Raw genomic sequence first — 23957 nt, 5'->3', positions numbered from 1 at the left:
GCTGCCGTGCAGGCGCACGCAGCTTTTGGTCTGCCTGTCCTGTCCCGGCATAGGCATCCCCGCGTGCCGTCGCCTGCGCACGGGGATGCCGGGGTTACATCATGCCGTCCATGCCGCCCATGCCACCCATGCCGCCGCCCATGCCGCCGCCTGCTTTGTCGTCAGCGATTTCGCAGACCATGCAGTCGGTTGTCAGCATCAGCGAAGCGATCGAAGCGGCGTTTTGCAGCGCCGAACGAGTCACTTTGGCTGGGTCCAGGACGCCCATTTCGACCATGTCGCCATACGTGCCGTTGGCAGCGTTGTAGCCGTAGTTGCCCGTGCCAGCCAGTACGGCTGCCACGACGACCGAAGCTTCTTCGCCAGCGTTTTGCACGATCATGCGCAGTGGCTCTTCCATTGCGCGCAGGACGATCTTGATACCAGCGTCTTGATCAGGATTGTCGCCCTTGACCGTGATGTTGGCGCGTGCGCGCAGCAGGGCTACGCCGCCGCCTGGCACGATGCCTTCTTCCACGGCAGCGCGGGTAGCGTGCAGCGCATCTTCAACGCGGGCTTTCTTTTCTTTCATTTCGACTTCGGTGGCAGCGCCAACCTTGATCACGGCAACGCCGCCAGCCAGTTTGGCGACGCGCTCTTGCAGTTTTTCACGGTCGTAGTCCGAGGTCGCTTCTTCGATCTGTACACGCACTTGTTTCACGCGTGCTTCGATCGAGGCAGCTTCGCCGGCGCCATCGATGACGATGGTGTTTTCCTTGCCCACTTCGATGCGTTTCGCTTGGCCCAGTTCGGCCAGGGTCACTTTTTCCAGGGTCAGGCCGACTTCTTCAGCGATCACTTGGCCGCCGGTCAGGACAGCGATGTCTTCCAGCATGGCTTTGCGGCGGTCGCCGAAGCCAGGTGCTTTCACTGCGCAAGTTTTCAGGATGCCGCGGATGTTGTTCACAACCAGGGTCGCCAGCGCTTCGCCTTCGATGTCTTCTGCGATGATCAGCAGTGGACGGCCAGCTTTTGCGACTTGTTCCAGTACCGGCAGCAGGTCACGGATGTTCGAGATTTTCTTGTCGCACAGCAGGACGAATGGGCTGTCCAGGACGGCAACTTGTTTCTCTGGGTTGTTGATGAAGTAAGGCGACAGGTAGCCGCGGTCGAATTGCATGCCTTCAACGATGTCCAGCTCGTCGTTCAGCGACTTGCCGTCTTCCACGGTGATGACGCCTTCTTTGCCGACTTTTTCCATCGCTTCAGCGATACGCTCGCCGATCGAGTAGTCCGAGTTCGCCGAGATCGCGCCAACTTGGGCGATTTCTTTGGTCGTGGTGCAAGGACGGGCGATTTTCGCCAGTTCTTCGACGGTGGCAGCAACTGCTTTGTCGATACCGCGCTTCAGGTCCATCGGGTTCATGCCGGCGGCAACGAACTTCATGCCTTCGCGTACGATGGCTTGGGCCAGCACGGTGGCGGTGGTGGTGCCGTCGCCGGCGTTGTCACTGGTGCGGGAAGCAACTTCCTTGACCAACTGAGCACCCATGTTCATTTGCTTGTCTTTGAGTTCGATTTCTTTCGCTACCGATACGCCATCCTTGGTGACGGTAGGGGCGCCGAACGAGCGCTCCAGGACCACGTTGCGGCCTTTCGGGCCCAGCGTTACTTTGACTGCATTGGCGAGGATGTTGACGCCTTCGACCATCTTGGCGCGCGCTGCGTCGCCGAATATTACTTCTTTAGCTGCCATGTTCAATTCTCCTGAGTTTCGGGATGTGTCTGTCTACAACGTGGAAACAATTACTTGACGACGATCGCCATGATGTCTTCTTCGCGCATGACCATCAGCTCATCGCCGTCAACTTTGACGGTTTGGCCGGCGTACTTGCCGAACAGGACGCGGTCGCCCACTTTGACATCCAGAGGACGGACTTTGCCGTCGTCGAGAATCTTGCCATTGCCTACGGCAAGGACTTCGCCTTGATCCGGTTTTTCAGCAGCTGCATCAGGAATGATGAGGCCGGACGCAGTTTTGGTTTCCTGGTCGAGGCGTTTGACGATGACGCGATCGTTCAATGGGCGCAGATTCATACAAAACTCCTTAAAGTTCAATGGATAAGTGTTGCTAAATGAATACATGTCCGGCACAGCGCCAGACCTGCTTTCAGTGACCGCCGTTGAAAGCAGCCCGCAACGGTCAAGCAAACCCCATGTCATCTTGTCCTTGCCTGTATCCGGCAGTGGTGCATCGCGGCGTCGCCCGCCGCGTAGCGTTCCCTGCAGTGGTCTGGCAAGCACCATCAGTCCTGAGGATTGCTACGAAAGAGTTTGTTAGCACTCTCTACTAACGAGTGCTAATTATAGGGACGGTATGGGGCAACTTCAAGGGCTTATTCAAGAGGAACATATAGATAGATGCTGAGCAGAGCCTGCATCTACACAGGGTTTGCGCCAGCACAAGCCGCGTTCCCGGGCGTCAGCAACAGCAGCGACTCTAGCATGCCGCCCGGATGGGGGGCGTTCCTGTACGCGCAGGAAACAGAGTTTTACTATGAAATTTGATAAGATGATTGCAATTGCATATCAATATCGCCACATATCGCCACTTGCTCCAGAAAGAACGCCATGCCATTTCCTGTTTCCCGTCCCGTGCTGCGCCTGCTGGGCGCTACCGTCATCGGCCTCGCCTGCCTGGGCAATGCCGCCGCGCACACGCCCACCATCGTCGACGAGATCAGCGTGGCGACCCTGACACCGCTGGAAAAGAAAATGTTGCTGGGCGACTTGTTCAACGACCTCAACAAGGATGACGACGACCAGGAAGCGCACGTATGGGACAACGGCGGCGACAGTGGCGTGCTGGTGAAAGTCACGTATAACTTCAGCAACTCCGGCATGACGGAGCACAGTCTGAAGGCGCACGTCTGCCGCGACCTGAAATTCGTCGTCACGGCGGGCGGCAAGTCGCAAGACCTGAGCCGCCGCACCTGTTCGCAGAACAGCGGCAACTGGGATGTGCAGGGCAAGGACCCGGCGCCCGTCGTGTATCCGCCGTTCCTGTCCGACGTCACCATCGCCAAGCTTAATGCCAAGGAACAACAAGCCTTGCTGACGGCCGCCGTGCGCACCTTGAAAGATGAAGAGGATGGCAAGACGCGCCAGTGGAGCAACAAGGGCCTGGGCAATGCGGCGCCGCTGGCAGTGCGCCTGACGCCCTCGGGGACGGACGCCAAACCTGGCAGCTACCGCCGTACTTGCCGCGACTTGACGATGGTGCTTGACGGCAAGGGCGGACAGCAGACGCTGGTGCGCCGCTCTTGCGAAAATCGTTATGGCGGACTCGATATCGAAGCCGATTACGTCGACGAGTAAAATGCTGCCATCGCGGCGCTGGCAGATGCGCGCACTTGGCGAAAAGCGCCGGAAAAAGTGTGTATTGTCCGCCAACTGCCCTGCATTGATGTAAATATGTGTGACAGCGGCGTGATTCGATTGACGCCCATGGAGCGTCCGCCCTATAGTGGCGGGATGATTTCCGAATTCAACGAATTATCCGACAAGATAGGCCTGCTGGCCGAAATGACCCATGCGCTGCGCCGTGAAAACGCGCAATTGCGCAAGGCCAATGCCGCGCTGGCCGCCGAGAACGCCCTGTATGTGCAGCGCATGCGCGAGGCGCAGGAGCGGGTGGAAGCGTTGCTGGAAAAAATTCCCGAACTGGTGCAAGCCGGCCTGGAGCAAGCCGCTTCGGAAGCGGGAGCCTATATTGCCGAGAACGAGAAGGAAGCGTAATGCCGCGTGTCGATGTCAATATCATGGGCCAGTCCTACAGCATGGTGTGCCGCGACGGTGAAGAGCGCGCACTGCGCGAAGCGGCAATCTATCTCGATAGTAAAATGAAAGCCATCCGCGACGCGGGCAAGGTCAAGGGCAATGACCGCATCGCCGTGCTGGCCGCCTTGGGCGTGGCCGCCGAATTCCTCTCCGTGAAGTCGCCGCAAGGTCCGCTGTCGGAGCTGACGATACTCGAAGTGAAGCAGAAAATCTCGGCCATGCACACGGTATTGGACAGCGCATTGACGCCCCAGGAAAATCTTTTTTAAGCGGACACGGTACGATTTGTCTTTGCGATGCGCGACCAAAGGAGTAAACTTGGGTCTACCCTGCGGTGTTCGCGATTGCCATATATTCCTTGAACCATTTATGCGCATCGGTTGCGAATTTTGTTTGATGGGAGTGAGCGTCGCTCGTTCGACGAACCCGAAATTGAACTAACGTGACCACCTTGAACCGTTTGGTTCGGGATGCCGGCATAGCGGCACAGGCGGGGCCTAATTTGCATTGCATTTGTAAGTACAACTGAAAACGGTTGCCGCATCATGCGCAACCGTTTTTTTACGTCTGTCGCTTTCACACGGAGTCTAGATGAAACAATATTGGCTGATGAAATCCGAACCCGATGAAGTAAGCATCGACGACCTGATGGCAGCGCCGCAGCACACCATGCCCTGGTTTGGCGTGCGCAACTACCAGGCGCGCAACTTCATGCGCGATGGCATGCGGCCGGGCGATGGCGTGTTGTTTTATCATTCCAGCTGCCCGCAGCCGGGCGTGGCGGGCGTGGCCGAAGTGGCCAGCGGCGCGTATCCCGATCACAGCCAGTTTGAAGAGGGCGGCAAGTATTTCGATCCGAAGGCGACGCCTGAACAGCCGCGCTGGATCAGCGTCGACGTGCGGGGCGTAAAGAAGACGGCGCTGCTGCCCCTGTCCGAGATGCGCCAGATGCCGGAGCTGGAAGACATGCTGCTGTTGAAGAAGGGCAGCCGCCTGTCCATCACGCCCGTGACGCCGGCGCAATGGAAAGTGATTACAAGCAGGTTGAAGGCGTAGGGCGGCCGGTCAGGCGTCCGCTACGCGGGCCTTGGTGGGCGGGGTGCCCATCACCTGGCTTTTATACGCCCACACCAGCAGCGCGATGGCACCGACGATCATCGGCAGCGACAGCATCTGGCCCGATGTGATCGGTACGCCCAGCCAGACGACTTCCCAGTCCGGCGTGCGGAAGTATTCCGTGAAGAAACGCGCGCAGCCGTACAGCAGGGTGAACATGGCGCCCACGGCCATGCGCGGACGCTGCTTGCGCGCATACAGCCACAGGATGATGAATACCAAGATGCCGTCGACCAGCATCTGGTAGAGGGGCGACGGGTGCACGGGATACGGAATGCCTGGCCACTGCATGGCCCACGGCAGGGTTTCCGGGGCGATGCGGCCCGGCAGTTCGGCATTGATGAAGTTGCCCAGGCGGCCGGCGGCATAACCGAGCGGCACCAGTGGGGCGATGAAGTCGAGCACGTCGAACAGATTGCGGCCCGCCTTGCGGCTCCACAGATACATGGCCAGGATGACGCCCAGGAAGCCGCCATGGAAGGACATGCCGCCATGCCAGACCATGAAGATCTCGAGCGGATTGTGCATGAAGTATTCGGGGCGGTAGAACAGCACTTCGCCCAGGCGCCCGCCGATCACCACGCCCAGCATGCCGTAGAACAGCATGTCATCGAGGTCTTCCTTCTTCCAGCCCAGCACGGCGATATGCGGCTGCTTGATGCGCACTCGGCCCAGGATAATGAACAGGGCAAAGGCCAGCACATACATCAGGCCGTACCAGTGCACGGCGAGCGGGCCGATTTGTATGGCTATCGGGTCGGGCATCGGGTGTATCAGCATGGGGTTTCTTTCTTTGTTTAAAGCCAAGGTTGCGTAGTATGGGGGCGCTTGCGGTTTTTTGCCTTAGCGGCCACTTAATTTAATCGGCGGTCGCGCTGATCTGCTTGCGCAGCAGCGCCAGGAAACCCTGCAGCACGGCGGACGGATTGTCGCGGCGCCAGGCCAGGCCCGTTTCCACCAGCGGCGTGGCGTCCTGCAGCGGCCTGTATTCTACGCCCGGGCGCATCAGATTCGATACCGATTGTGGCACAAGCGCGATGCCCATGCCAGCCGAGACGAGGCTGACGATGGTTTGCATCTGGATCGCTTCCTGGCCGATCTGCGGCGTGATGCCGGCCGCGCGGAACACGCCGAGGATGGCGTCGTGCAGGGCGGGCGATATCGCGCGCGGGAAAATGATCAAAGGCAGGGGCGGCAAGTCGCGCAGGCGCACGGGGCCGGGCTTAGTCAATATGTCGAGGCCGGACGGCGCGGCCAGCACCAGCGGCTCGGCCAGTACGGGCAGGTAATCGAGGTCCCCTTTCGCCTTTTCGGGCAGGGGCGGGATCAACAGGCCCGCATCCGTGCGTCCGGCAAGCAATTCATCGAGCTGCAAATCGGAGGTGGCTTCCTGCAGCGCGATCTGCACCTGCGGATAGGCGCTCTGATAAGCGCGCAGCAGCGGTGGCAGCACGCTGTAGTCGGCCGAGGAAACGAAAGCCAGGCTCAGACGCCCCGCCTCGCCCTGCGCGGCCCGCCGTACCAGCGCGGGCAAATCGAGCGCCTGCGCCAGCAATCGGCGCGCCTCGGGCAGCAGGGCCGTGCCGGCCGGCGTCAGCTGCACCTCGCGCCGGGTGCGCACGAACAGGGGCGCGCCCAGCAGATCTTCCAGCGCCATGATGGTTTGCGACAGGGGCGGCTGCGTCATGTGCAGGCGCGCGGCGGCGCGGCCGAAGTGCAATTCCTCGGCAACGGTGACAAAGTAGCGCAGCTGGCGCAGTTCGAGATTCATATGTGTTTCCATGCGGATTGATTGCTGTGATATGCAAAACGACTCACAGACATGTGCATCATATATTTGACAGTGGGGCGCGCACAAGGCAATCTGACGTACCCCCACTGCATGCAGGGTTTTGTTGAAAATCCGCGCAGTCAGGCATCAATCATCCTTGGAAGGACCCCATCATGCCGCAATACCGCTCCCGCACCACCACCCACGGCCGCAACATGGCTGGCGCCCGCGCCCTGTGGCGCGCCACCGGCATGAAGGATGGCGACTTCGACAAGCCGATCATCGCCGTCGTCAACTCGTTTACCCAGTTCGTGCCCGGTCACGTGCACCTGAAAGACCTGGGTCAGATGGTGGCGCGCGAAATCGAGGCGGCCGGCGGCGTGGCCAAGGAATTCAATACCATCGCCGTCGATGACGGCATCGCCATGGGCCACGGCGGCATGCTGTATTCGCTGCCCTCGCGCGACCTGATCGCCGACTCCGTCGAATACATGGTCAACGCCCACTGCGCCGACGCCATGGTGTGCATCTCGAACTGCGACAAGATCACGCCGGGCATGCTGATGGCCGCCATGCGCATCAACATCCCCGTCGTGTTTATTTCCGGCGGGCCGATGGAAGCGGGCAAGGTCGTCAAGGTGGTCAACGGCACGCAGAAGATCATCAAGCTCGATCTGGTCGACGCCATGATCAAGGCGGGCGACAGCAGCGTGTCCGACGCCGACGTGGCGGAAATCGAACGTTCGGCCTGCCCGACCTGCGGTTCCTGCTCCGGCATGTTTACGGCCAACTCGATGAACTGCCTGACCGAGGCGCTGGGCCTGGCCCTGCCCGGCAACGGCACGATCCTGGCCACGCACTCGGACCGCCAGCAACTGTTCCTGCGCGCGGGTCGTCTGATCGTCGAACTGGCCAAGCGCCACTACGAGCAGGATGACTACTCGGTGCTGCCACGCTCGATCGCCACCAAGGCGGCCTTCGAAAACGCCATGGCGCTCGACGTCTCCATGGGCGGCTCGACCAACACCGTGCTGCACTTGCTGGCCGCCGCGCACGAGGCGGAAGTGGAATTCACGATGGCCGACATCGACCGCATCTCGCGCAAGGTACCGTGCCTGTGCAAGGTCGCGCCGATGACGGACAAATACCATATCGAAGACGTGCACCGCGCGGGCGGCATCGTGGGGATTCTGGGCGAACTGGCACGCGCCGGCCTGCTCAACACCACTTTACCGACCATCCACGCGCCGACCCTGGCCGACGCCATCGCGCAAAACGACATCATGTGCACGGACAATCCGGCCGTGCATGAACTGTTCCGCGCCGCGCCGGGCGGCGTGCCGACGCAGACGGCGTTTTCGCAGTCGGAGCGTTTTGCTGCCGTCGACATGGACCGTGCCACCGGCTGCATCCGCGACAAGGCCCACGCGTACTCGCAGGATGGCGGCCTGGCCGTCTTGTACGGCAACCTGGCCGAAAAGGGCTGCATCGTCAAGACGGCCGGCGTGGATGAAAGCATTTTGAAATTCTCGGGCAAGGCGCGCGTGTTCGAAAGCCAGGATACCGCTGTTGAAGCAATTTTGGCCGATACCGTGCATGAGGGCGACGTCGTCATCATCCGCTACGAAGGCCCGAAAGGCGGCCCCGGCATGCAGGAAATGCTGTATCCGACCTCGTACATCAAATCCAAGGGCCTGGGCAAGGCGTGCGCGCTGTTCACGGACGGGCGCTTCTCGGGCGGCTCCTCGGGCCTGGTGATCGGCCATGCTTCGCCGGAAGCGGCCGAAGGCGGCGCCATCGGCCTGGTGGAAGAGGGCGACTTCATCGACATCGACATCCCCGAGCGCAGCATCAACCTGCGCGTGACGGATGCCGAGCTGGCCGCGCGCCGCGCCGCCATGGAAGCGAAGGGCGACGATGCCTGGCTGCCCGTCAAGCGCGAGCGCTACGTGTCGCAGGCGCTGCAGGCGTATGCGGCGCTGACGACGTCGGCCGACCGCGGCGCCGTGCGTGACCTGTCGCAGCTGAAAAAGCAGAAACGCTGATTTGTTGTATAAGTGCGACGGCCGGCCCCGTTTGACCGCGCGGGGCCGCCTGGCGTTACATCGCCTTACAAACAACATGGTCATGCGTGCGCAGATGGGGCAGAATATGAGTGCCTAATCGCTACTACATTGCGTTACTACATTGAAACGCTTGATCTGGGCTCGTGGTGCATCTGCGGAAACACAGTAAAATGCCGCAGGAAGTAACTTTGGAGAAAAGACAATGAAACGTTTTATGTTGGTGAGTGTATTGACCGTATCGGCTCTGGCATCGCAAGCAGCGTTGGCCAATCCGGACCTGGCGAAAGCAAAAAACTGCATGGCTTGCCACGCGGTGAGCACGAAACTGGTGGGTCCTGCGTATAAAGACGTGGCGGCCAAATATGCCGGTCAAAAAGACGCGGAAGCCAAGCTCGTGGCGAAAGTCATGAAGGGCGGTTCCGGCACCTGGGGCGCGATCCCGATGCCAGCCAATCCGCAAGTGAGCGATGCGGAAGCCCATACCCTGGTTAAATGGGTACTGGCACAGAAATAATCTGTGCCGCAGTACCTGCAATTAGCGCGCCGGCAATCCCGGCGCATTTTTTTTGCCTGCTGCATCTAAATTGCCCAGGCCTTCCAATGTCGTTCGCACCGCCTCGTCGAGCGGCGTATGCGGCTCCTGGCCCAGCACGGCCAGCAAGCGCGCATTCTCCATGCGCAAGGGCGTTTGCCACAGATAGCGCATCTCGCGCATTTCGCGCAGGGTCGCCACGAACGGCGACGCCAGCGCCACCAGCCACCATGGAAAGCGCCGGATGGCGGGCGTGGTTCCCGTGGCCTGTTTCACCACGCGGGCAATCGCCCCCGTCATTTGCCGGCCGTCGTGGTCCCAGTGGCCGGCCATGTGAAAGCGCGCAAACGCGGGCAAGGTGGCGCGCATGGCCAGCAATTGCAGCATGGTGCGCGCCACGTCGGGCAGGTAGGACCACTGGTGGCCCACGCCGGGCGCGCCCGGATACAGCACGCTGCGCACGCTCTGGCCAGGCTTGACGAGGCCCTGCGAAAACCAGTTATTGCCGGCGCGGGGGCCGAAGAAGTCGCCCGCGCGCACGATGATGACCTTGGCGCCCTGCGTGCTGGCCCGTTCCAGCCGCGCTTCCAGTTCCACGCGGATGGCGCCTTTGCGCGTCTGCGGGTGCTGCGGCGCGTCTTCTGCCAGCACGGGAAACGCGTCGGGGCCAAAGTTGTAGACGGTGCCGGGCAGCACGATGGTGGCGCCCTCAGCGATGGCCGCAGCGATGGTGTTGTCGAGCATGGGCAGCACCAGCCGGCCCCAGTGGCGGTAGCCGGGCGGGTTGACGGCGTGCACGATGACGGCGCAGCCTTTGGCGGCCGCCAGCACATCCGCGCGCGACAGCGCATCACCGCGCAGCCATGCAACACGGTCGCCATGCTCCGGCTGCGTTTCTCCCCGCGTCAAGGCGCGTACCTGCCAGCCCGCCGCCAGGAGCTGGCGCAGCATCTCGCCGCCGATGCCGCCCGTGGCGCCCAGTACCAATACTGTTTTGTCCATATTGTCCTCCGTGTGGTTGATGGCGCCAGTATCTGCCGCGCAAGGCTCATTGGGAATTGACGAACATCGAGCAGAGGCTATACATTTATGTATGACTACCGCCATTGCCTGGGAATACTACCGTTCGCTGCTGGCCGTGCTGAAGCACGGCTCACTGTCTGGCGCGGCCCGCGCGCTGGGCATCACGCAGCCCACCGTCGGCCGGCACATCGCCGCTCTGGAAAAGGAGCTGGGTGCGACCCTGTTTACGCGGTCCCAGCAGGGCTTGCTGCCTACGCAAGTGGCGCTGGCGCTGCGGCCCCATGCGGAAACCATGGAGCACACGGCCGCCCTGATGCAGCGCGCCGCCAGCAGCCAGGGGCAGGGCGTGGCCGGCGTCGTGCGCATCGCGGCCAGCGAAGTGGTGGGCGTGGAAGTGCTGCCGACGATATTGGCCCGCCTGCGCGAACGCCATCCCGGCTTGACCATCGAACTGGTATTGAGCAACAAAGTGCAGGATTTGCTGCGCCGCGAGGCGGACATTGCCGTGCGCATGCTGCGTCCGCGTCAGGAACAGCTGGTGGCGCGCAAGGTGGGCGATATCGAACTGGGCCTGCATGCGCACGCGGATTACCTGGCGCGCCATGGCACGCCGGCCGGATTGTCGGATCTGGCGCAACACGCCGTCATCGGCTACGACGAGGCGAGTCCCTTCGTGCGCAACGCGGGCGCCGCCTTTGAGGGTTTTGCGCGGGAAAACTTTGCCTGGCGCAGCGACAGCGACCTGGCGCAACTGGCCCTGATACGCGCGGGCGCCGGCATCGGCGTGTGCCAGGCGGGGCTGGCGGCGCGCGACCCGGCCCTGCGGCGCGTGTTGCCGCAAGCGTTTGCGCTACCGATGGAAACCTGGGTCACCATGCATGCAGACTTGCGCGGCAGCCTGCGCTGCCGCGCCATCTTCGACGCGCTGGCCGAAGGTTTACTCGCTTACGTGGCTGAACAGCCGCTTATTTGATGACTTCCATCTTGGTTTTCTTGCCATCCCGATAGGTGAACAAAGTCAGCGCGCCATCCTTGATGTCGCCGTTGGCATCGAACGAGATCGGGCCCGTCACACCCTGGTAGTGCACCTTGGCCAGGAATGGCAGGTAGACGGACGGTTTCGACGATTTCGCGTCGGCCATGGCGGTGGCCATGGTCATCACGGCATCGTACACATACGGCGCGTACAGCTGCACTTCCATATTGTATTTCTGCTTGTAGCGGGCGCGGAAATCGTCCATGCCTTTTTGCTGTGCGCCCGTCACGCCGCCCGCTTCCGCGCAGGTGACCATATCTTCGCCCACGGCGTCGCCTGCCAGCTTGCCCAGCGGTTCCGTGCACAAGCCATCGCCACCCATGAACTTGGCCTTGATGCCCAGTGCCTTCATCTGGCGCAGCATGGGGCCGCCCACGGAATCCATGCCGCCGAAGAAGATCAGGTCGGGATTTTTCGATTTGATGCTGGTCAGGATGGCATTGAAGTCGGTCGCGTTGGCATTCGTAAATTCCTTGCCGACGATTTGCACGCCTGGCGCCGCCTTCTTGGCGCCCTTGACGAACTGTTCCGCCACGCCTTGGCCGTAAGCCGTGCGGTCATCGATGACGGCGATTTTCTTCGCCTGCAGCTTGCCCACGGCATACGCGCCCAGCGTTCCGCCCAGCTTGTTGTCATTGGCCACCACGCGGAAGGCTGTGTTGAATTTCTGCTGCGTGTACGTCGGGTTGGTGGCGGCCGGCGAAATCTGCGGAATGCCGGCATTGAAGTAAATGCGCGAGGCGGGAATCGTCGTGCCCGAGTTCAGGTGGCCGACGACGCCGTTGACCTTGGCATCGACCAGCTTTTGCGCCACGGCCGTGCCCTGTTTGGGATCGGCCGCGTCATCTTCGGGCACCAGCACGAATTTCACGGCTTTGCCGTCGATCTTGAAGCCTTTGGCGTTCAAATCCTCGATGGCCATCTTGGCCGCGTTCTCGTTATCCTTGCCCAGGTGGGAGCTGGCGCCAGAGACCGGGGCGACATGGCCTATCTTGATGATTTCCTGCGCGCCCGCATGGCCGGCAAAAGCGAGGGCGAGGGCGAGAGGAAGGACTTTGGTCTTGAGCAGCATAAACATTCTCCAATGGATAAAGATACGGCGGCGTCTCGTGAAACCGCTTCGAATGGCGGTACGTGTGAAGAAAGGTACAACAAAAAACAGGCGGCGCAAAGCCGCATTTGGGGCTTTTTGCATTTTGTCGTCACAATCACCAAACTGAGGCGCGATGCACCGGTTTCGCAGGCGCGAGCGCACCAAAGAATGGCGTTGGAGGAAAGAATAGGGTAGGTTGGGTAGGTTGGGTAGGTCGGGTTAGCGCGCAGCGCGTAACCCGACATTGCGCAGCATGCTCAGGGTTACAGCGTCTGCGCGGGAGGATGGAGATGTCCTAATTCATGGCTGACCGCATGCGCCACGATCTGTTCCAGCGATTGCTGCAAGTCTGCGCGCAATGCGCCGCGCATGCCGATCAGGGCGTTTTGCAGGGCCGTCTGCAGGACGTGGGCGATGCGCTCTTCCAGCAGATGGTCGATCTTGCCCTGCACCTGGTGCAGGATGCGCTGCGTCAGCCGCTGTTCGATGGCGTCCCAGTCGGGTTGTGCCACCGCTGGCGGCAACGCCGGCGTTGCCTCGATAGCAGGCTCGACTGGGATGGCGGCCGCCACCTCCGGCCCCAGCAGCACCTCCGTCAGCAGGGGAATGCCCTGGTCGAATGGCTGTTGGCTCATTGTTTGTCCACTGAGTTACCCGCCACGAAGTGCGTCAGCTGCACGTCTTGCTGGCGGTAGTGCAGGAAACGCTGGCGGCCCGCCTGCGCATCTTGCGCATCCATGGAGACGATTTCAAAGACGCGCTGGAATTGCGCGTAATTGGCGGGCGGCAACTGCGACAGGTTGACGAGGATGTCGTGGTGCGGCAGCTCCGCCGCCGCGTCATCGGTCAGGATGATGGGCGTTTGCGCCGCCAGCGGATCGCCGGCCAGCACGTGCGGCAGGAAATCCGTGGCGGAAATGGTCCACATGGCGCTGTTCAAGGCATCGAGCTGGGCGCTGTCGGCCGCCAGCACGACGACCTTGTTGCCAGCCATATACGCCTTGCGCGCCAGGCGGCAGGCGTAGGCCAGCTTGTCGGGCACGTTGCTGTGAAAATCGACGCGGCTCATGGCGCTCAGGCGGCCATGCCGCTATGGCGCAGCAGGGCGTCGATCGACGGTTCGCGGCCGCGGAAGGCCGTGAACGATTCCAGCGCCGGGCGCGAGCCGCCGACGGACAGGATTTCTTGCAGGTAGCGCTTGCCCGCCGCCGTGGTGGCGGCCGGTCCCAGCGCGCGGGCTTCTTCAAACGCCGCATAGGCGTCGGCGGACAGCACCTCGGCCCACTTGTAGCTGTAGTAGCCGGCCGCGTAGCCGCCGGAGAAGATATGCCCGAAGGAATTCTGGAAGCGGTTGAACGGGGGCGGGATGATCAGCGCGAACTTGGCGCGCACGCCGTCGATCAGCTGCTGCACGCTCTGGCCCGTGCTGGCATCGTAGTCATAGTGCAAATGCATGTCGAGCAAGGAAAATTCCACCTGGCGCAGGGTTTGCAAGCCGGACTGGAAATTCTTGGCCGCCAGCATCTTGTCATACAGCGCGCGCGGCAGCGGCTCGCCGGTAACGGCATGCGCGGTCATGTGTTCGAGCACTTCCCATTCCCAGCAGAAGTTTTCCATGAATTGCGATGGCAGTTCCACGGCATCCCATTCGACGCCGGCAATGCCCGACACGCCCAGCTCGTCGACCACCGTCAGCATATGGTGCAAGCCGTGGCCGAATTCGTGGAACAGGGTGATCACTTCGTCGTGCGTAAACAGTGCTGGCTGAACCTGGCCGTCGAGCACGGCCGGTTCCGTGAAATTGCAGGTCAGGTAGGCGATCGGCGTTTGCACGTGCTGCGCATCGGCACGGCGGCCGCGCGCGTCGTCCATCCAGGCGCCATCGCTTTTTCCCGCGCGCGCATACAGGTCCAGGTAGAACTGGCCGACCAGCTGGCCGTCGCGCTCGATGCGGTAAAAACGCACGTCAGGGTGCCAGACGGGCGCCGTATCGAGTTTGATCTCGACCGTGAACAGGTTCTGGATCTGGCGGAACAAGCCATCGATCACCTTGTGTTCAGGGAAATATTGCTTCACTTCCTGGGCTGAGAACGCGTAGCGGCGTTCCTGCAGCTTTTCGGAAGCGTACGGCACGTCCCACGCCTGCAGCTCGTCTATGCCCAGTTCTTCGCGGGCGAATTGTTGCAGTTCGGCCAGGTCCTTTTCGGCGAACGGGCGCGCGCGTTTGGCCAGGTCTTGCAGGAAAGCGATGACTTGCGCGGGCGAGGTGGCCATCTTGGAAACCAGCGACACTTCGGCGAAATTGGCGTAGCCCAGCAGTTGTGCTTCTTCGTTGCGCAGCCGCAACAAGGTGACGATGTTGTGCGTGTTGTCCCAGTCCTCTTTTTTGCTGAAGACGTCGCCCTGGTCCGACGCCTTGGTGGCGTTGGCGCGGTAGATGGTTGCGCGCAGTGCGCGGTTGTCGGCAAATTGCAGGATCGGGTAATAGGACGGGAAGTGCAGTGAGAATTCATAGCCTTGCTTGCCGGCTTTTTCGGCGGCGGCGCGCGCGGCGGCCTTCACGTCGTCGGGCAGCCCGGCGAGATCGGCTTCATTGTCGACCAGCAACTTGTAGTCATTCGTGGCGTCGAGCACGTTTTCGGAAAAACGCGTCGAGACGGCCGCGTGTTCTTCCTGGATGGCGCTGAAGCGTTCTTTCTTGTCCTTGGGCAACTCGGCGCCGCCCAGGCGGAAGTCGCGCACGGCATTCTCGACGATGCGCCGGCGCGCTGGCGACAGGCTGGCGAAATCGGCGCGGGCCTGCAATTGCTTGTATTTGCCGAAGAGGATTTCATTCTGGTCCAGCTCGGTCCAGAATTCCGTCACCTTGGGCTGGTTGGCATTGTAGGCGGCGCGCAATTCCGGCGTATCGATCACGCTATTGAGATGGTTGACGATGCTCCAGGCGCGGCCCAGGGTTTCGGCAATCTGGTCCTGGGGCACGACGAGGTTGTCCCAGCTCACTTCTTCCATGGGCGCTTCCAGCTGCGCCACCGTGGCGCGCGCCTGGGCCAAGAGGGTATCGATGGCAGGCGTGACATGCTCGTGCGTGATCGCGTCGAAGCGTGGCAGTCCGGAAAAATCAAGCAGGGGATTGGTATTCATCGTCGGTTCCATATTAATAAGGCGGCAACGCCGCCCCGGGGTGATTCTTTAGATGCGCTCGGCGGCCTCGACCGTGTTCATGAGCAACATGGTGATCGTCATCGGGCCCACGCCGCCAGGCACGGGCGTGATGTGCGAGGCGACTTCTTTCACGCCGGCAAAATCCACGTCACCGCACAGCTTGCCGTCATCGTCGCGGTTCATGCCCACGTCGATGACGATGGCACCCGGCTTGACCATGTCGGCCGTCAGGGTGTTGCGGCGGCCGACGGCGGCCACGACCACGTCCGCCTGGCGCGTGTACAGGCCCAGGTCCGGGGTCGCACTATGGCAGATGGTGACGGTAGCGTTCGCTTGCAAGAGCAGCAGGGCCATCGGTTTGCCGACGGTGTTGCTGCGGCCGATGACGACGGCGTGCTTGCCGCGCAGGTCGACGCCCGTGCTTTCGATCAATTTCATGCAACCATACGGCGTGCACGGACGGAAGCCGGGCAAGCCCGTCATCAGTTCGCCGGCGCTCAGGACGGAATAGCCATCCACATCTTTCGTCGTGGAGATCGCTTCGATGACCTTGTGCGGGTTGATGTGCTTGGGCAAGGGCATTTGCACGAGAATGCCGTGGATGGCGGGGTCCGCGTTCAGGCTGGCGATGCGTGCCAGCAAGTCCGCTTCGGACAGGTCCGCTTCATATTTTTCCAGCACCGAGTGGAAACCCACGTCGCCGCACGCCTTGACCTTGTTGCGGACGTACACCTGGCTGGCCGGGTCTTCGCCGACGAGTATCACGGCCAGGCCGGGCTGGGTGCCCTTGGCCGTGAGGGCGGCGGCGCGCGTGGCGATCTCGCTGCGCAGTTTTTGGGAGAGGGCGATTCCGTCGATCAGTTGTGCTGGCATGGTAGGGAGGCTGTGTGGGAGGGAAAGGACAGATTATAAAGCCGGGCGGCGCAAAGGGGCGGTTTTGGCGTAACAACAGCGGGCCAGAGACGCGGGCCTGAGAAAATGCCGATGGCGGCGTTGCAGCTCCTTGCCGTACTGGCGTACTGTCTGCGTCGCCGCGCCTAGCCCTCGACATTTTTCAGGCCCGCTTGGCCCGGTATGCCTGTGCGGACGACTGAGGTGTTGATTCCTTTTGCCACTATGCTCATCCTAATTTCCGGGCAGAATTTGCGGCACTGCAGCATAAATTTCATAGGGTAATTTCATAATATGAAATGCTATATCGTAATTTGAAAAATAGTAAATACGCTGTTAGAATCCCCACACTAAACCGACTTAATAGTAAATAATCAGCGAAATACCGTCCGACAGCGATCCGGAAAATCGGGGTGGGGCGTTCACAAAGGAGACTCAACAGATGTCAGCTCAACTGAACCAGGTAACGACACAGATCGGCACCGACCCGGATATGCAGGAAACCAAGGAGTGGCTGGACGCGCTCGAAGCCGTTCTGGAAAATGAAGGTCCGGAACGCGCGCATTACCTGATGGAGCGCATGGTCGACCTGGCCCGCCGCCGTGGCGCCCAGATCCCGTTCTCCAGCACCACCGCCTACGTCAATACCATCCCCACCAAGCAAGAAGCACACTGCCCAGGCAACCTGGAATACGAAGAGCGCCTGCGCTCGTGGATGCGCTGGAACGCCATGGCCATGGTGGTCAAGGCCAACCGCGCCGACGGCGACCTGGGTGGCCACTTGTCCTCGTTCGCTTCGCTGGCGAACATGCTGGGCATCGGTTTCAACCACTTCTGGCACGCACCAACGGCCGACCACGGCGGCGACCTGCTGTACATCCAGGGTCACTCCTCGCCCGGCGTCTACGCGCGCGCCTTCCTCGAAGGCCGCCTCTCCGAAGAGCAAATGCTGAACTTCCGCAAGGAAGTCGACGGCAAGGGCCTGTCCTCGTACCCGCATCCTAAATTGATGCCGGATTTCTGGCAGTTCCCGACCGTGTCGATGGGCCTGGGCCCACACATGGCGATCTACCAGGCGCGCTTCCTGAAGTACCTGCACGCACGCGGCATCGCCAAGACCGACAACCGCAAGATCTGGGCCTTCTGCGGCGATGGCGAGATGGACGAGCCAGAGTCCTTGGGCGCGATCGGCCTGGCCGCACGCGACATGCTCGACAACCTGGTCATCGTGGTCAACTGCAACCTGCAGCGCCTGGACGGCCCTGTGCGCGGCAATACCAAGATCATCCAGGAACTCGAAGGCGAATTCCGTGGCGCCGGCTGGAACGTCGTCAAGGTCATCTGGGGTCCGGGCTGGGATGCCCTGCTGGCGCAAGACAAGGAAGGCATTCTGCAGCGCGTCATGATGGAAACCGTCGACGGCGAATACCAGAACTACAAGGCCAAGGACGGCGCCTACGTGCGCAAGCACTTCTTCGGCAAGCATCCGAAGCTGCTGGAAATGGTTGCCAACATGACGGACGACGACATCTGGCGCCTGACCCGTGGCGGTCACGATCCGCACAAGATCTACGCGGCCTTCAAGATCGCCCAGGAACACAAGGGCCAGCCAACCGTCCTGCTGGTGAAAACCATCAAGGGCTACGGCATGGGCAAGTCCGGCGAAGCGCGCAACACGGCGCACCAGACGAAAAAACTCGACGACGAAGCGATTCGCGAAATGCGCGACCGCTTCTCGCTGCCTATCCCTGACGACAAGCTGGCCGACATCCCGTTCTTCAAGCCAGCCGACGACGCGCCGGAAATGGTCTACCTGCACGAGCGCCGCAAGGCCCTGGGTGGCTACCTGCCGCAGCGCCGCCAGAAGTCGGAAGAAACCCTGCCCGTGCCTGGCCTGGACGCCTTCAAGAACGTGCTCGAAGCCACGCCAGAAGGCCGTGAAATTTCGACCACGCAAGCGTTCGTGCGCGTCATCTCGACCCTGCTGAAAGACCCGAACCTGGGCCAGCGCGTGGTGCCTATCCTGGTCGATGAATCGCGTACCTTCGGCATGGAAGGCCTGTTCCGCCAGATCGGCATCTACAACCCGAAAGGCCAGTTGTACGAGCCGGTCGACAAAGATCAGGTCATGTACTACCGCGAAGACAAGGCTGGCCAGATCCTGCAAGAGGGCATCAACGAAGCGGGCGGCATGAGCTCGTGGATCGCCGCTGCGACGTCGTATTCGACCAACGACCGCATCATGATCCCGTTCTACACCTTCTACTCGATGTTCGGCTTCCAGCGCATCGGCGACCAGGTATGGGCTTCGGCCGACATGCGCGCCCGTGGCTTCCTGATGGGCGGCACGGCCGGCCGTACGACCTTGAACGGCGAAGGCTTGCAGCACGAAGATGGCCACAGCCATATCTTCGCCGCGACCATCCCGACCTGCATGCCGTACGATCCGACCTTCAGCCATGAAGTCGCCGTCATCATCCAGGACGGCTTGCGCCGCATGATCGCCAACCAGGAAGATGTGTTCTACTACATCACGATCATGAACGAGAACTACGCCCAGCCAGGCATCAAGCCAGGCCAGGAAGAAGGCATCCTGAAAGGCATGTACAAGCTGCAGGAAGGCCAGGCTGACGCCAAGCTGCGCGTACAACTGATCGGTTGCGGCACCATCCTGCGCGAATCGATCTTCGCCGCCGAGTTGTTGCAAAACGACTGGGGCGTGGCTGCCGACGTGTGGTCGGCGCCGTCGCTGACCCTGGTGGCCCGCGATGGCCAGGATGCGGAACGCTGGAACATGGTCAACCCGTCGAAACAGCAGCGCGTGCCTTACGTGACGTCGCTGATGCAGGACACGGACGGCCCGATCGTCGCCACGACCGACTACATGCGCGCGTTTGCAGAACAGATCCGCGCCTTCATGCCGAAGGGCCGCACCTACAAAGTGTTGGGCACCGATGGCTTTGGCCGCTCGGACAGCCGCGCCAAGCTGCGCGAGTTCTTCGAAGTGAACCGTTATTATGTCACCGTGGCCGCGCTCAAATCGCTGGCTGACGAAGGCAAGATCGACGTGTCGGTGGTGGAGCAGGCGATCGCCAAGTACGGCATCGACGCGAACAAACCGAATCCGGTGACCCAGTAATCGTTGTGCGGACCCGATGATGCCAGGGCGGTGCGAAAGCGCCGCCCTGGCGTGTGTACGGGTCCATCTGACAAATAAAATAACGGAGCAAGCTATGAGCATTGTGGAAGTCAAAGTCCCGGATATCGGCGATTTCAAGGAAGTCGAGATCATTGAACTGATGGTCAAGCCGGGCGATACGGTCAAGGTTGACCAGTCCCTGATCACGGTCGAATCGGACAAGGCCAGCATGGAAATTCCATCGAGCCACGCCGGTGTCGTCAAGGAATTGAAAGTCAACGTGGGCGACAAGATCGCCGAAGGTTCGCTGGTGCTGCTGCTGGAAGTGGCGGACGACGCGTCCGCTCCGGCACCCGCCGCCGCTGCGCCTGCACCGGCAGCCGCGCCAGTTGCTGAAGCCGCCGCTGCCGCCACTCCTGCTGCCGCCCCTGCGCCAGCCGCCGGCGGTCTGGTCGAAGTGACCGTGCCCGATATCGGCGACTTCAAGGAAGTCGAAGTCATCGAACTGATGGTCAAGGTCGGCGACACGATCGCCGTCGAGCAGTCGCTGCTGACGGTCGAATCGGACAAGGCCAGCATGGAAATTCCATCGAGCCACGCCGGTATCGTCAAGGAATTGAAGGTCAAGGTCGGCGACAAGGTCGCCAAGGGTAGTCTGGTACTGGTGGTGGAAACGACCGGCGCCGCTGCCGCTCCTGCCGCTGCTGCCCCAGTCGCTATGCCAGCGCAAGCTGCCGCTGCACCAGCCGCTGCCGTCGCATCGGCGCCGGTCGCCGCTACCCCGGCGCCTGCCGCCGCGCCTGCCGTCAACGGCAAGCTGGCGCACGCGTCGCCATCGATCCGCAAGTTCGCACGCGAACTGGGCGTGGACCTGGTCAGCGTGGGCGGTTCCGGTCCGAAGGGCCGCATCACCCAGGAAGACGTGCAGAACTTCGTCAAGGGCGTGATGTCGGGCGCTGTTGCCGCACCAGGTGCTGCCAGTGCGCCGGTCGCCAAGGCCGGTTCCGGCGTGGGCCTGGACTTGCTGCCATGGCCGTCGCTGGACTTCAGCAAGTTCGGCACGACCGAACTGCTGCCGCTGTCGCGCATCAAGAAAATCTCGGGTCCGAATTTGCACCGCAACTGGGTCATGATCCCGCACGTCACGCAGTTCGACGAAGCAGATGTGACGGACCTGGAAGCGTTCCGCGTCGACACCAACGCCGCCAATGCGAAGAACAAGGATGCGGCCAAGCTGACCATGCTGGCCTTCGTCATCAAGGCCTCCGTGGCCGCGCTGAAGAAATTCCCCGCGTTTAACGCCTCGCTCGACGCCAAGGGCGAAAACCTGATCCTCAAGCAGTACTACAACATCGGCTTCGCGGCCGACACGCCGAACGGCCTGGTAGTGCCCGTGATCAAGGGCGCGGACCAGAAGTCGGTCTCGCAGATCGCCCGTGAAATGACGGAACTCTCCTTGCAGGCGCGCGAAGGCAAGCTGAAACCGGCCGACATGCAGGGCGCCAGCTTCACGATTTCGTCCCTGGGCGGCATCGGTGGCACGCACTTCACCCCTATCGTGAATGCGCCGGAAGTGGCGATTCTGGGTCTGTCGAAAGCCTCGATCAAGCCGGTATGGGATGGCAAGGCCTTCCAGCCACGTTTGATGATGGGCACCTCGCTGTCCTACGACCACCGCGTGGTCGATGGCGCGATGGGCGCGCGATTCTCCGTGTACCTCGGCGAAGTCCTGGCCGACATGCGCAAAATTCTGCTGTAAGGAGCGATTGATGAGCACAGTAGAGGTAAAAGTACCGAATATCGGCGACTTCAAGGAAGTCGAAGTCATCGAACTGATGGTCAAGGTAGGCGACACCATCAAGGTGGACCAGTCGCTGATCACGGTCGAATCGGACAAGGCCAGCATGGAGATTCCATCGACCCACGCGGGCGTGGTCAAGGAAATCAAGGTCAAGGTCGGCGACAAGATCGCCGAGGGCAGCGCCTTGCTGGTGCTGGAAGCGACTGAAGGCGCGGCGGCTGCCGCACCAGCGGCTGCTCCTGCGCCAGCGGCAGCACCTGCTGCGGCTCCGGCTCCGGCAGCAGCGCCTGTCGCCGCCATCCCGGCCGGCAGTTACAGCGGCCAGGTCGACATCGATATCGACATGATGGTGCTGGGTGGCGGTCCCGGCGGTTATTCGGCGGCGTTCCGCGCGGCCGACCTGGGCCTGAGCACCGTCATCGTCGAGCGCTACGCCACGCTGGGCGGCGTGTGCCTGAACGTGGGCTGCATCCCGTCGAAGGCGCTGCTGCACGTTGCCTCCGTCATCGATGAAACGGCGCACATGTCGAACACGGGCGTGACGTTTGCCAAGCCGACGATCGACATCGACCAGGTACGCAAGTACAAGGAAGGCGTGATCTCGAACATGACGGGCGGCCTGGCTGGCATGGCCAAGGCGCGCAAGACGCAAGTGGTGACGGGCGTGGGCCAGTTCCTCAGCGCGAACCACATCGAAGTGACGGCAGGCGACGGCTCGAAAAAAGTCGTGCAGTTCAAGCAAGCCATCATCGCCGCCGGTTCGTCCGTGGTGAAACTGCCCTTCGTGCCGGAAGACCCGCGCATTGTCGATTCGACGGGCGCGCTGGAATTGCGCCAGATCCCGAAACGCATGCTGGTCATCGGCGGCGGCATCATCGGCCTGGAAATGGCGACCGTCTATTCCACGTTCGGTGCGCGCATCGACGTGGTCGAAATGATGGATGGCCTGATGCAGGGCGCGGACCGCGATGCGGTCAAGGTGTGGCAGAAGTTCAATGAAAAACGCTTCGACAACATCATGACCAAGACCAAGACGGTCGCGGTGGAAGCGCTGCCGGAAGGCATCAAGGTCACGTTCGAAGCGGCCGAAGCGGGCGCCACGGCGCCGGCGCCGCAAGTCTACGACCTGGTGCTGGTCGCCGTGGGCCGCAGCCCGAACGGCAAGAAGATCGCTGCCGACAAGGCCGGCGTGAACGTCACCGACCGCGGCTTCATCGAAGTCGACAGCCAGATGCGCACCAACGTGCCGAACATCTTCGCCATCGGCGATTTGGTCGGCCAGCCGATGCTGGCGCACAAGGCCGTGCATGAAGCCCACGTGGCAGCGGAAGCTGCCGCCGGCCAGAAGTCGCACTTCGACGTCAAGGTGATTCCGTCGGTCGCCTACACGGACCCGGAAGTGGCATGGGCCGGCATCACGGAAGACGAAGCGAAAGCCAAGGGCATCAAGGTCGAGAAGGGCCACTTCCCGTGGGCCGCCTCGGGCCGCGCCGTGGCCAACGGCCGCGCCGAGGGCTTCACCAAGCTGCTGTTCGATGCGGAAACGCACCGCATCATCGGCGGCACCATCGTCGGCACGCATGCGGGCGACATGATCGGTGAGATCGCGCTGGCCATCGAAATGGGCTGCGACGGCACCGACATCGGCAAGACCATCCACCCGCACCCGACGCTGGGTGAGTCGATCGGGATGGCCGCTGAAGTGTACGAAGGCGTGTGCACGGACTTGCCGCCACCGCGCAAGCGCTGATGTTGTAACGATAAAAACCCCGCAAGTGATTGCGGGGTTTTTTATTATCCAACTACGATTAAACCCCTCATCGGCAGCACCATCGTCGGCACGCATGCGGGCGACAGGTGAGCGATGAGGCGGTGAAATCGCGCTGGCCATCGAAATGGGCTGCGACGGCACCGACATCGGCAAGACCATCCACCCGCACCCGACGCTGGGCGAGTCGATCGGGATGGCCGCTGAAGTGTACGAAGGCGTGTGCACGGACTTGCCGCCACCGCGCAAGCGCTGATAAAGAGTTAACTTTCAGTACAAGAAACCGGGACATGTTTGAACTGAACCCCAAAAGTTGGACACCAACTTTTGGGGTTTTTCATGTCGAAGTACAGTGAGCAATTTAAGCTCAGCATTATCCAGCAATATTTGTCCGGTTCGGTGGGGTATAAACAGATTGCCGACAAGCACAATCTTCATCATTCAACCGTGAGATTGTGGATTAAATTGCATGCAGCGCATGGCATTGACGGCCTGGTAAAAAAGTTCAGCCATTACAGTGCAGAGTTCAAGCTCTCTGTGTTGCAGCATATGTGGGCCGCTGATTTGTCTTGCTGGCAGGTCGCTGCGGTATTCAATATCCGCAATCGCGGCATCATCAGTCATTGGGAGCGCTGCTATCATAGCGGTGGTCTAGAAGCCCTGATTCCACGCAAACGTGGAAAGCCCAAGCAAATGCCCTTACTACCACCTACAGAGCCGTCCGAATCCCTTCCGGA

The 23957-nt window shown here is 61.5% G+C and carries 22 protein-coding genes and 1 other RNA gene; 13 read left to right on the top strand and 10 right to left on the bottom strand.

The features are described from left to right. Window positions 1–94 precede the first annotated feature (94 nt). Window positions 95–1735, bottom strand: coding sequence for a chaperonin GroEL (gene groL, locus ACP7EG_RS22265; protein WP_096237607.1), 1641 nt, complete (start codon window positions 1733–1735; stop codon window positions 95–97). Window positions 1736–1785: 50 nt separating this feature from the next. Further along, the gene (gene groES, locus ACP7EG_RS22260; protein WP_096237606.1) at window positions 1786–2076 is read right to left on the bottom strand and encodes a co-chaperone GroES; all 291 of its coding nucleotides are present in this window, start codon (window positions 2074–2076) and stop codon (window positions 1786–1788) included. A 534-nt stretch (window positions 2077–2610) separates the two neighbouring features. Between groES and ACP7EG_RS22255 the strand changes: the two genes are divergently transcribed. The 5 genes from ACP7EG_RS22255 (at window position 2611) to ACP7EG_RS22235 (ending at window position 4875) form a co-directional block, all read left to right on the top strand. Then, window positions 2611–3357, top strand: a complete 747-nt coding sequence (locus tag ACP7EG_RS22255; RefSeq protein ID WP_426089325.1) for a hypothetical protein — start codon at window positions 2611–2613, stop codon at window positions 3355–3357. 156 nt (window positions 3358–3513) lie between these two features. After that, window positions 3514–3777, top strand: coding sequence for a DUF904 domain-containing protein (locus ACP7EG_RS22250; protein WP_426089324.1), 264 nt, complete (start codon window positions 3514–3516; stop codon window positions 3775–3777). Next, on the top strand, window positions 3777–4088 hold the full coding sequence (locus ACP7EG_RS22245) for a cell division protein ZapA (RefSeq protein WP_034747344.1): 312 nt from the start codon (window positions 3777–3779) through the stop codon (window positions 4086–4088). The genes ACP7EG_RS22250 and ACP7EG_RS22245 overlap by 1 nt, the downstream gene beginning before the upstream one ends. 54 nt (window positions 4089–4142) lie before the next feature. Beyond that, window positions 4143–4320, top strand: a non-coding RNA gene (ssrS, locus tag ACP7EG_RS22240) — 6S RNA. A 90-nt stretch (window positions 4321–4410) separates the two neighbouring features. After that, complete coding sequence (locus ACP7EG_RS22235; protein WP_071075738.1) at window positions 4411–4875, top strand: EVE domain-containing protein; 465 nt, start codon at window positions 4411–4413, stop codon at window positions 4873–4875. A 9-nt stretch (window positions 4876–4884) separates the two neighbouring features. Here ACP7EG_RS22235 and lgt read toward each other — a convergent pair whose 3' ends face one another. Beyond that, window positions 4885–5715, bottom strand: coding sequence for a prolipoprotein diacylglyceryl transferase (lgt, locus tag ACP7EG_RS22230; RefSeq protein WP_426089323.1), 831 nt, complete (start codon window positions 5713–5715; stop codon window positions 4885–4887). Between the two features lie 79 nt (window positions 5716–5794). After that, window positions 5795–6706 (bottom strand): LysR family transcriptional regulator, encoded by a 912-nt coding sequence (locus ACP7EG_RS22225; RefSeq protein ID WP_426089322.1) that lies wholly within the window; start codon window positions 6704–6706, stop codon window positions 5795–5797. A gap of 173 nt (window positions 6707–6879) precedes the next feature. Here ACP7EG_RS22225 and ilvD point away from each other — a divergent pair, with 173 nt between their 5' ends. Continuing rightward, on the top strand, window positions 6880–8751 hold the full coding sequence (gene ilvD, locus ACP7EG_RS22220; protein WP_426089321.1) for a dihydroxy-acid dehydratase: 1872 nt from the start codon (window positions 6880–6882) through the stop codon (window positions 8749–8751). 223 nt (window positions 8752–8974) lie between these two features. Next, the gene (locus ACP7EG_RS22215) at window positions 8975–9286 is read left to right on the top strand and encodes a c-type cytochrome (RefSeq protein ID WP_071075742.1); all 312 of its coding nucleotides are present in this window, start codon (window positions 8975–8977) and stop codon (window positions 9284–9286) included. A 21-nt stretch (window positions 9287–9307) separates the two neighbouring features. On the opposite strand, the gene ACP7EG_RS22210 is transcribed toward ACP7EG_RS22215, so the two are convergent. After that, on the bottom strand, window positions 9308–10306 hold the full coding sequence (locus ACP7EG_RS22210) for an NAD-dependent epimerase/dehydratase family protein (RefSeq protein ID WP_426089320.1): 999 nt from the start codon (window positions 10304–10306) through the stop codon (window positions 9308–9310). A 91-nt stretch (window positions 10307–10397) separates the two neighbouring features. Between ACP7EG_RS22210 and ACP7EG_RS22205 the strand changes: the two genes are divergently transcribed. Beyond that, window positions 10398–11300 carry a LysR family transcriptional regulator gene (locus ACP7EG_RS22205; RefSeq protein ID WP_426089319.1) on the top strand — a complete coding sequence of 301 codons (903 nt, stop codon included), beginning with the start codon at window positions 10398–10400 and terminating at the stop codon, window positions 11298–11300. On the opposite strand, the gene ACP7EG_RS22200 is transcribed toward ACP7EG_RS22205, so the two are convergent. From ACP7EG_RS22200 to folD, 5 genes are all read right to left on the bottom strand, one after another. Next, window positions 11293–12435, bottom strand: coding sequence for a branched-chain amino acid ABC transporter substrate-binding protein (locus tag ACP7EG_RS22200; RefSeq protein WP_426089318.1), 1143 nt, complete (start codon window positions 12433–12435; stop codon window positions 11293–11295). The two genes, ACP7EG_RS22205 and ACP7EG_RS22200, sit on opposite strands and share 8 nt — an antisense overlap. A gap of 284 nt (window positions 12436–12719) precedes the next feature. Then, window positions 12720–13091, bottom strand: a complete 372-nt coding sequence (locus ACP7EG_RS22195) for a hypothetical protein (protein ID WP_426089317.1) — start codon at window positions 13089–13091, stop codon at window positions 12720–12722. Beyond that, window positions 13088–13525, bottom strand: coding sequence for a DNA polymerase III subunit chi (locus tag ACP7EG_RS22190; protein ID WP_426089316.1), 438 nt, complete (start codon window positions 13523–13525; stop codon window positions 13088–13090). The genes ACP7EG_RS22195 and ACP7EG_RS22190 overlap by 4 nt, the downstream gene beginning before the upstream one ends. Before the next feature lie 5 nt (window positions 13526–13530). Then, the gene (locus tag ACP7EG_RS22185) at window positions 13531–15600 is read right to left on the bottom strand and encodes a M3 family metallopeptidase (RefSeq protein ID WP_426089315.1); all 2070 of its coding nucleotides are present in this window, start codon (window positions 15598–15600) and stop codon (window positions 13531–13533) included. A 48-nt stretch (window positions 15601–15648) separates the two neighbouring features. After that, window positions 15649–16494, bottom strand: a complete 846-nt coding sequence (folD, locus tag ACP7EG_RS22180) for a bifunctional methylenetetrahydrofolate dehydrogenase/methenyltetrahydrofolate cyclohydrolase FolD (protein ID WP_141170504.1) — start codon at window positions 16492–16494, stop codon at window positions 15649–15651. 460 nt (window positions 16495–16954) lie between these two features. On the opposite strand from folD, the gene aceE reads away from it, so the two are divergent. The 5 genes from aceE to ACP7EG_RS22155 all read left to right on the top strand — a co-directional run. Further along, window positions 16955–19651 (top strand): pyruvate dehydrogenase (acetyl-transferring), homodimeric type, encoded by a 2697-nt coding sequence (gene aceE / locus ACP7EG_RS22175; protein ID WP_141170503.1) that lies wholly within the window; start codon window positions 16955–16957, stop codon window positions 19649–19651. 94 nt (window positions 19652–19745) lie between these two features. Further along, window positions 19746–21410 carry a dihydrolipoyllysine-residue acetyltransferase gene (gene aceF / locus ACP7EG_RS22170; RefSeq protein WP_426089314.1) on the top strand — a complete coding sequence of 555 codons (1665 nt, stop codon included), beginning with the start codon at window positions 19746–19748 and terminating at the stop codon, window positions 21408–21410. A 10-nt stretch (window positions 21411–21420) separates the two neighbouring features. Beyond that, window positions 21421–23202: a dihydrolipoyl dehydrogenase gene (gene lpdA / locus ACP7EG_RS22165; protein WP_426089313.1), complete on the top strand. Its 1782-nt coding sequence runs from the start codon at window positions 21421–21423 to the stop codon at window positions 23200–23202. 145 nt (window positions 23203–23347) lie between these two features. Continuing rightward, window positions 23348–23476 carry a hypothetical protein gene (locus ACP7EG_RS22160; protein WP_261980892.1) on the top strand — a complete coding sequence of 43 codons (129 nt, stop codon included), beginning with the start codon at window positions 23348–23350 and terminating at the stop codon, window positions 23474–23476. Between the two features lie 83 nt (window positions 23477–23559). Next, a partial coding sequence (locus ACP7EG_RS22155) for a transposase (protein WP_426089312.1) occupies window positions 23560–23957 on the top strand: 398 nt, incomplete at its 3' end.

Source organism: Janthinobacterium sp. PSPC1-1 (genome assembly GCF_049897625.1).
GTDB classification, from domain to species: Bacteria; Pseudomonadota; Gammaproteobacteria; order Burkholderiales; family Burkholderiaceae_D; genus Janthinobacterium; species Janthinobacterium tructae.
Note: the sequence above shows the minus strand (reverse complement) of the source record. Positions and strands in the feature narration are given on the sequence as shown.

Bases quoted from the DNA above. Each gene is read 5' to 3' on its own strand.
- groL (WP_096237607.1), bottom strand. From the start codon at position 1,735: ATGGCAGCTAAAGAAGTAATATTCGGCGACGCAGCGCGCGCCAAGATG.
- groES (WP_096237606.1), bottom strand. From the start codon at position 2,076: ATGAATCTGCGCCCATTGAACGATCGCGTCATCGTCAAACGCCTCGAC.
- ACP7EG_RS22255 (WP_426089325.1), top strand. From the start codon at position 2,611: ATGCCATTTCCTGTTTCCCGTCCCGTGCTGCGCCTGCTGGGCGCTACC.
- ACP7EG_RS22250 (WP_426089324.1), top strand. From the start codon at position 3,514: ATGATTTCCGAATTCAACGAATTATCCGACAAGATAGGCCTGCTGGCC.
- ACP7EG_RS22245 (WP_034747344.1), top strand. From the start codon at position 3,777: ATGCCGCGTGTCGATGTCAATATCATGGGCCAGTCCTACAGCATGGTG.
- ACP7EG_RS22235 (WP_071075738.1), top strand. From the start codon at position 4,411: ATGAAACAATATTGGCTGATGAAATCCGAACCCGATGAAGTAAGCATC.
- lgt (WP_426089323.1), bottom strand. From the start codon at position 5,715: ATGCTGATACACCCGATGCCCGACCCGATAGCCATACAAATCGGCCCG.
- ACP7EG_RS22225 (WP_426089322.1), bottom strand. From the start codon at position 6,706: ATGAATCTCGAACTGCGCCAGCTGCGCTACTTTGTCACCGTTGCCGAG.
- ilvD (WP_426089321.1), top strand. From the start codon at position 6,880: ATGCCGCAATACCGCTCCCGCACCACCACCCACGGCCGCAACATGGCT.
- ACP7EG_RS22215 (WP_071075742.1), top strand. From the start codon at position 8,975: ATGAAACGTTTTATGTTGGTGAGTGTATTGACCGTATCGGCTCTGGCA.
- ACP7EG_RS22210 (WP_426089320.1), bottom strand. From the start codon at position 10,306: ATGGACAAAACAGTATTGGTACTGGGCGCCACGGGCGGCATCGGCGGC.
- ACP7EG_RS22205 (WP_426089319.1), top strand. From the start codon at position 10,398: ATGACTACCGCCATTGCCTGGGAATACTACCGTTCGCTGCTGGCCGTG.
- ACP7EG_RS22200 (WP_426089318.1), bottom strand. From the start codon at position 12,435: ATGCTGCTCAAGACCAAAGTCCTTCCTCTCGCCCTCGCCCTCGCTTTT.
- ACP7EG_RS22195 (WP_426089317.1), bottom strand. From the start codon at position 13,091: ATGAGCCAACAGCCATTCGACCAGGGCATTCCCCTGCTGACGGAGGTG.
- ACP7EG_RS22190 (WP_426089316.1), bottom strand. From the start codon at position 13,525: ATGAGCCGCGTCGATTTTCACAGCAACGTGCCCGACAAGCTGGCCTAC.
- ACP7EG_RS22185 (WP_426089315.1), bottom strand. From the start codon at position 15,600: ATGAATACCAATCCCCTGCTTGATTTTTCCGGACTGCCACGCTTCGAC.
- folD (WP_141170504.1), bottom strand. From the start codon at position 16,494: ATGCCAGCACAACTGATCGACGGAATCGCCCTCTCCCAAAAACTGCGC.
- aceE (WP_141170503.1), top strand. From the start codon at position 16,955: ATGTCAGCTCAACTGAACCAGGTAACGACACAGATCGGCACCGACCCG.
- aceF (WP_426089314.1), top strand. From the start codon at position 19,746: ATGAGCATTGTGGAAGTCAAAGTCCCGGATATCGGCGATTTCAAGGAA.
- lpdA (WP_426089313.1), top strand. From the start codon at position 21,421: ATGAGCACAGTAGAGGTAAAAGTACCGAATATCGGCGACTTCAAGGAA.
- ACP7EG_RS22160 (WP_261980892.1), top strand. From the start codon at position 23,348: ATGGGCTGCGACGGCACCGACATCGGCAAGACCATCCACCCGCACCCG.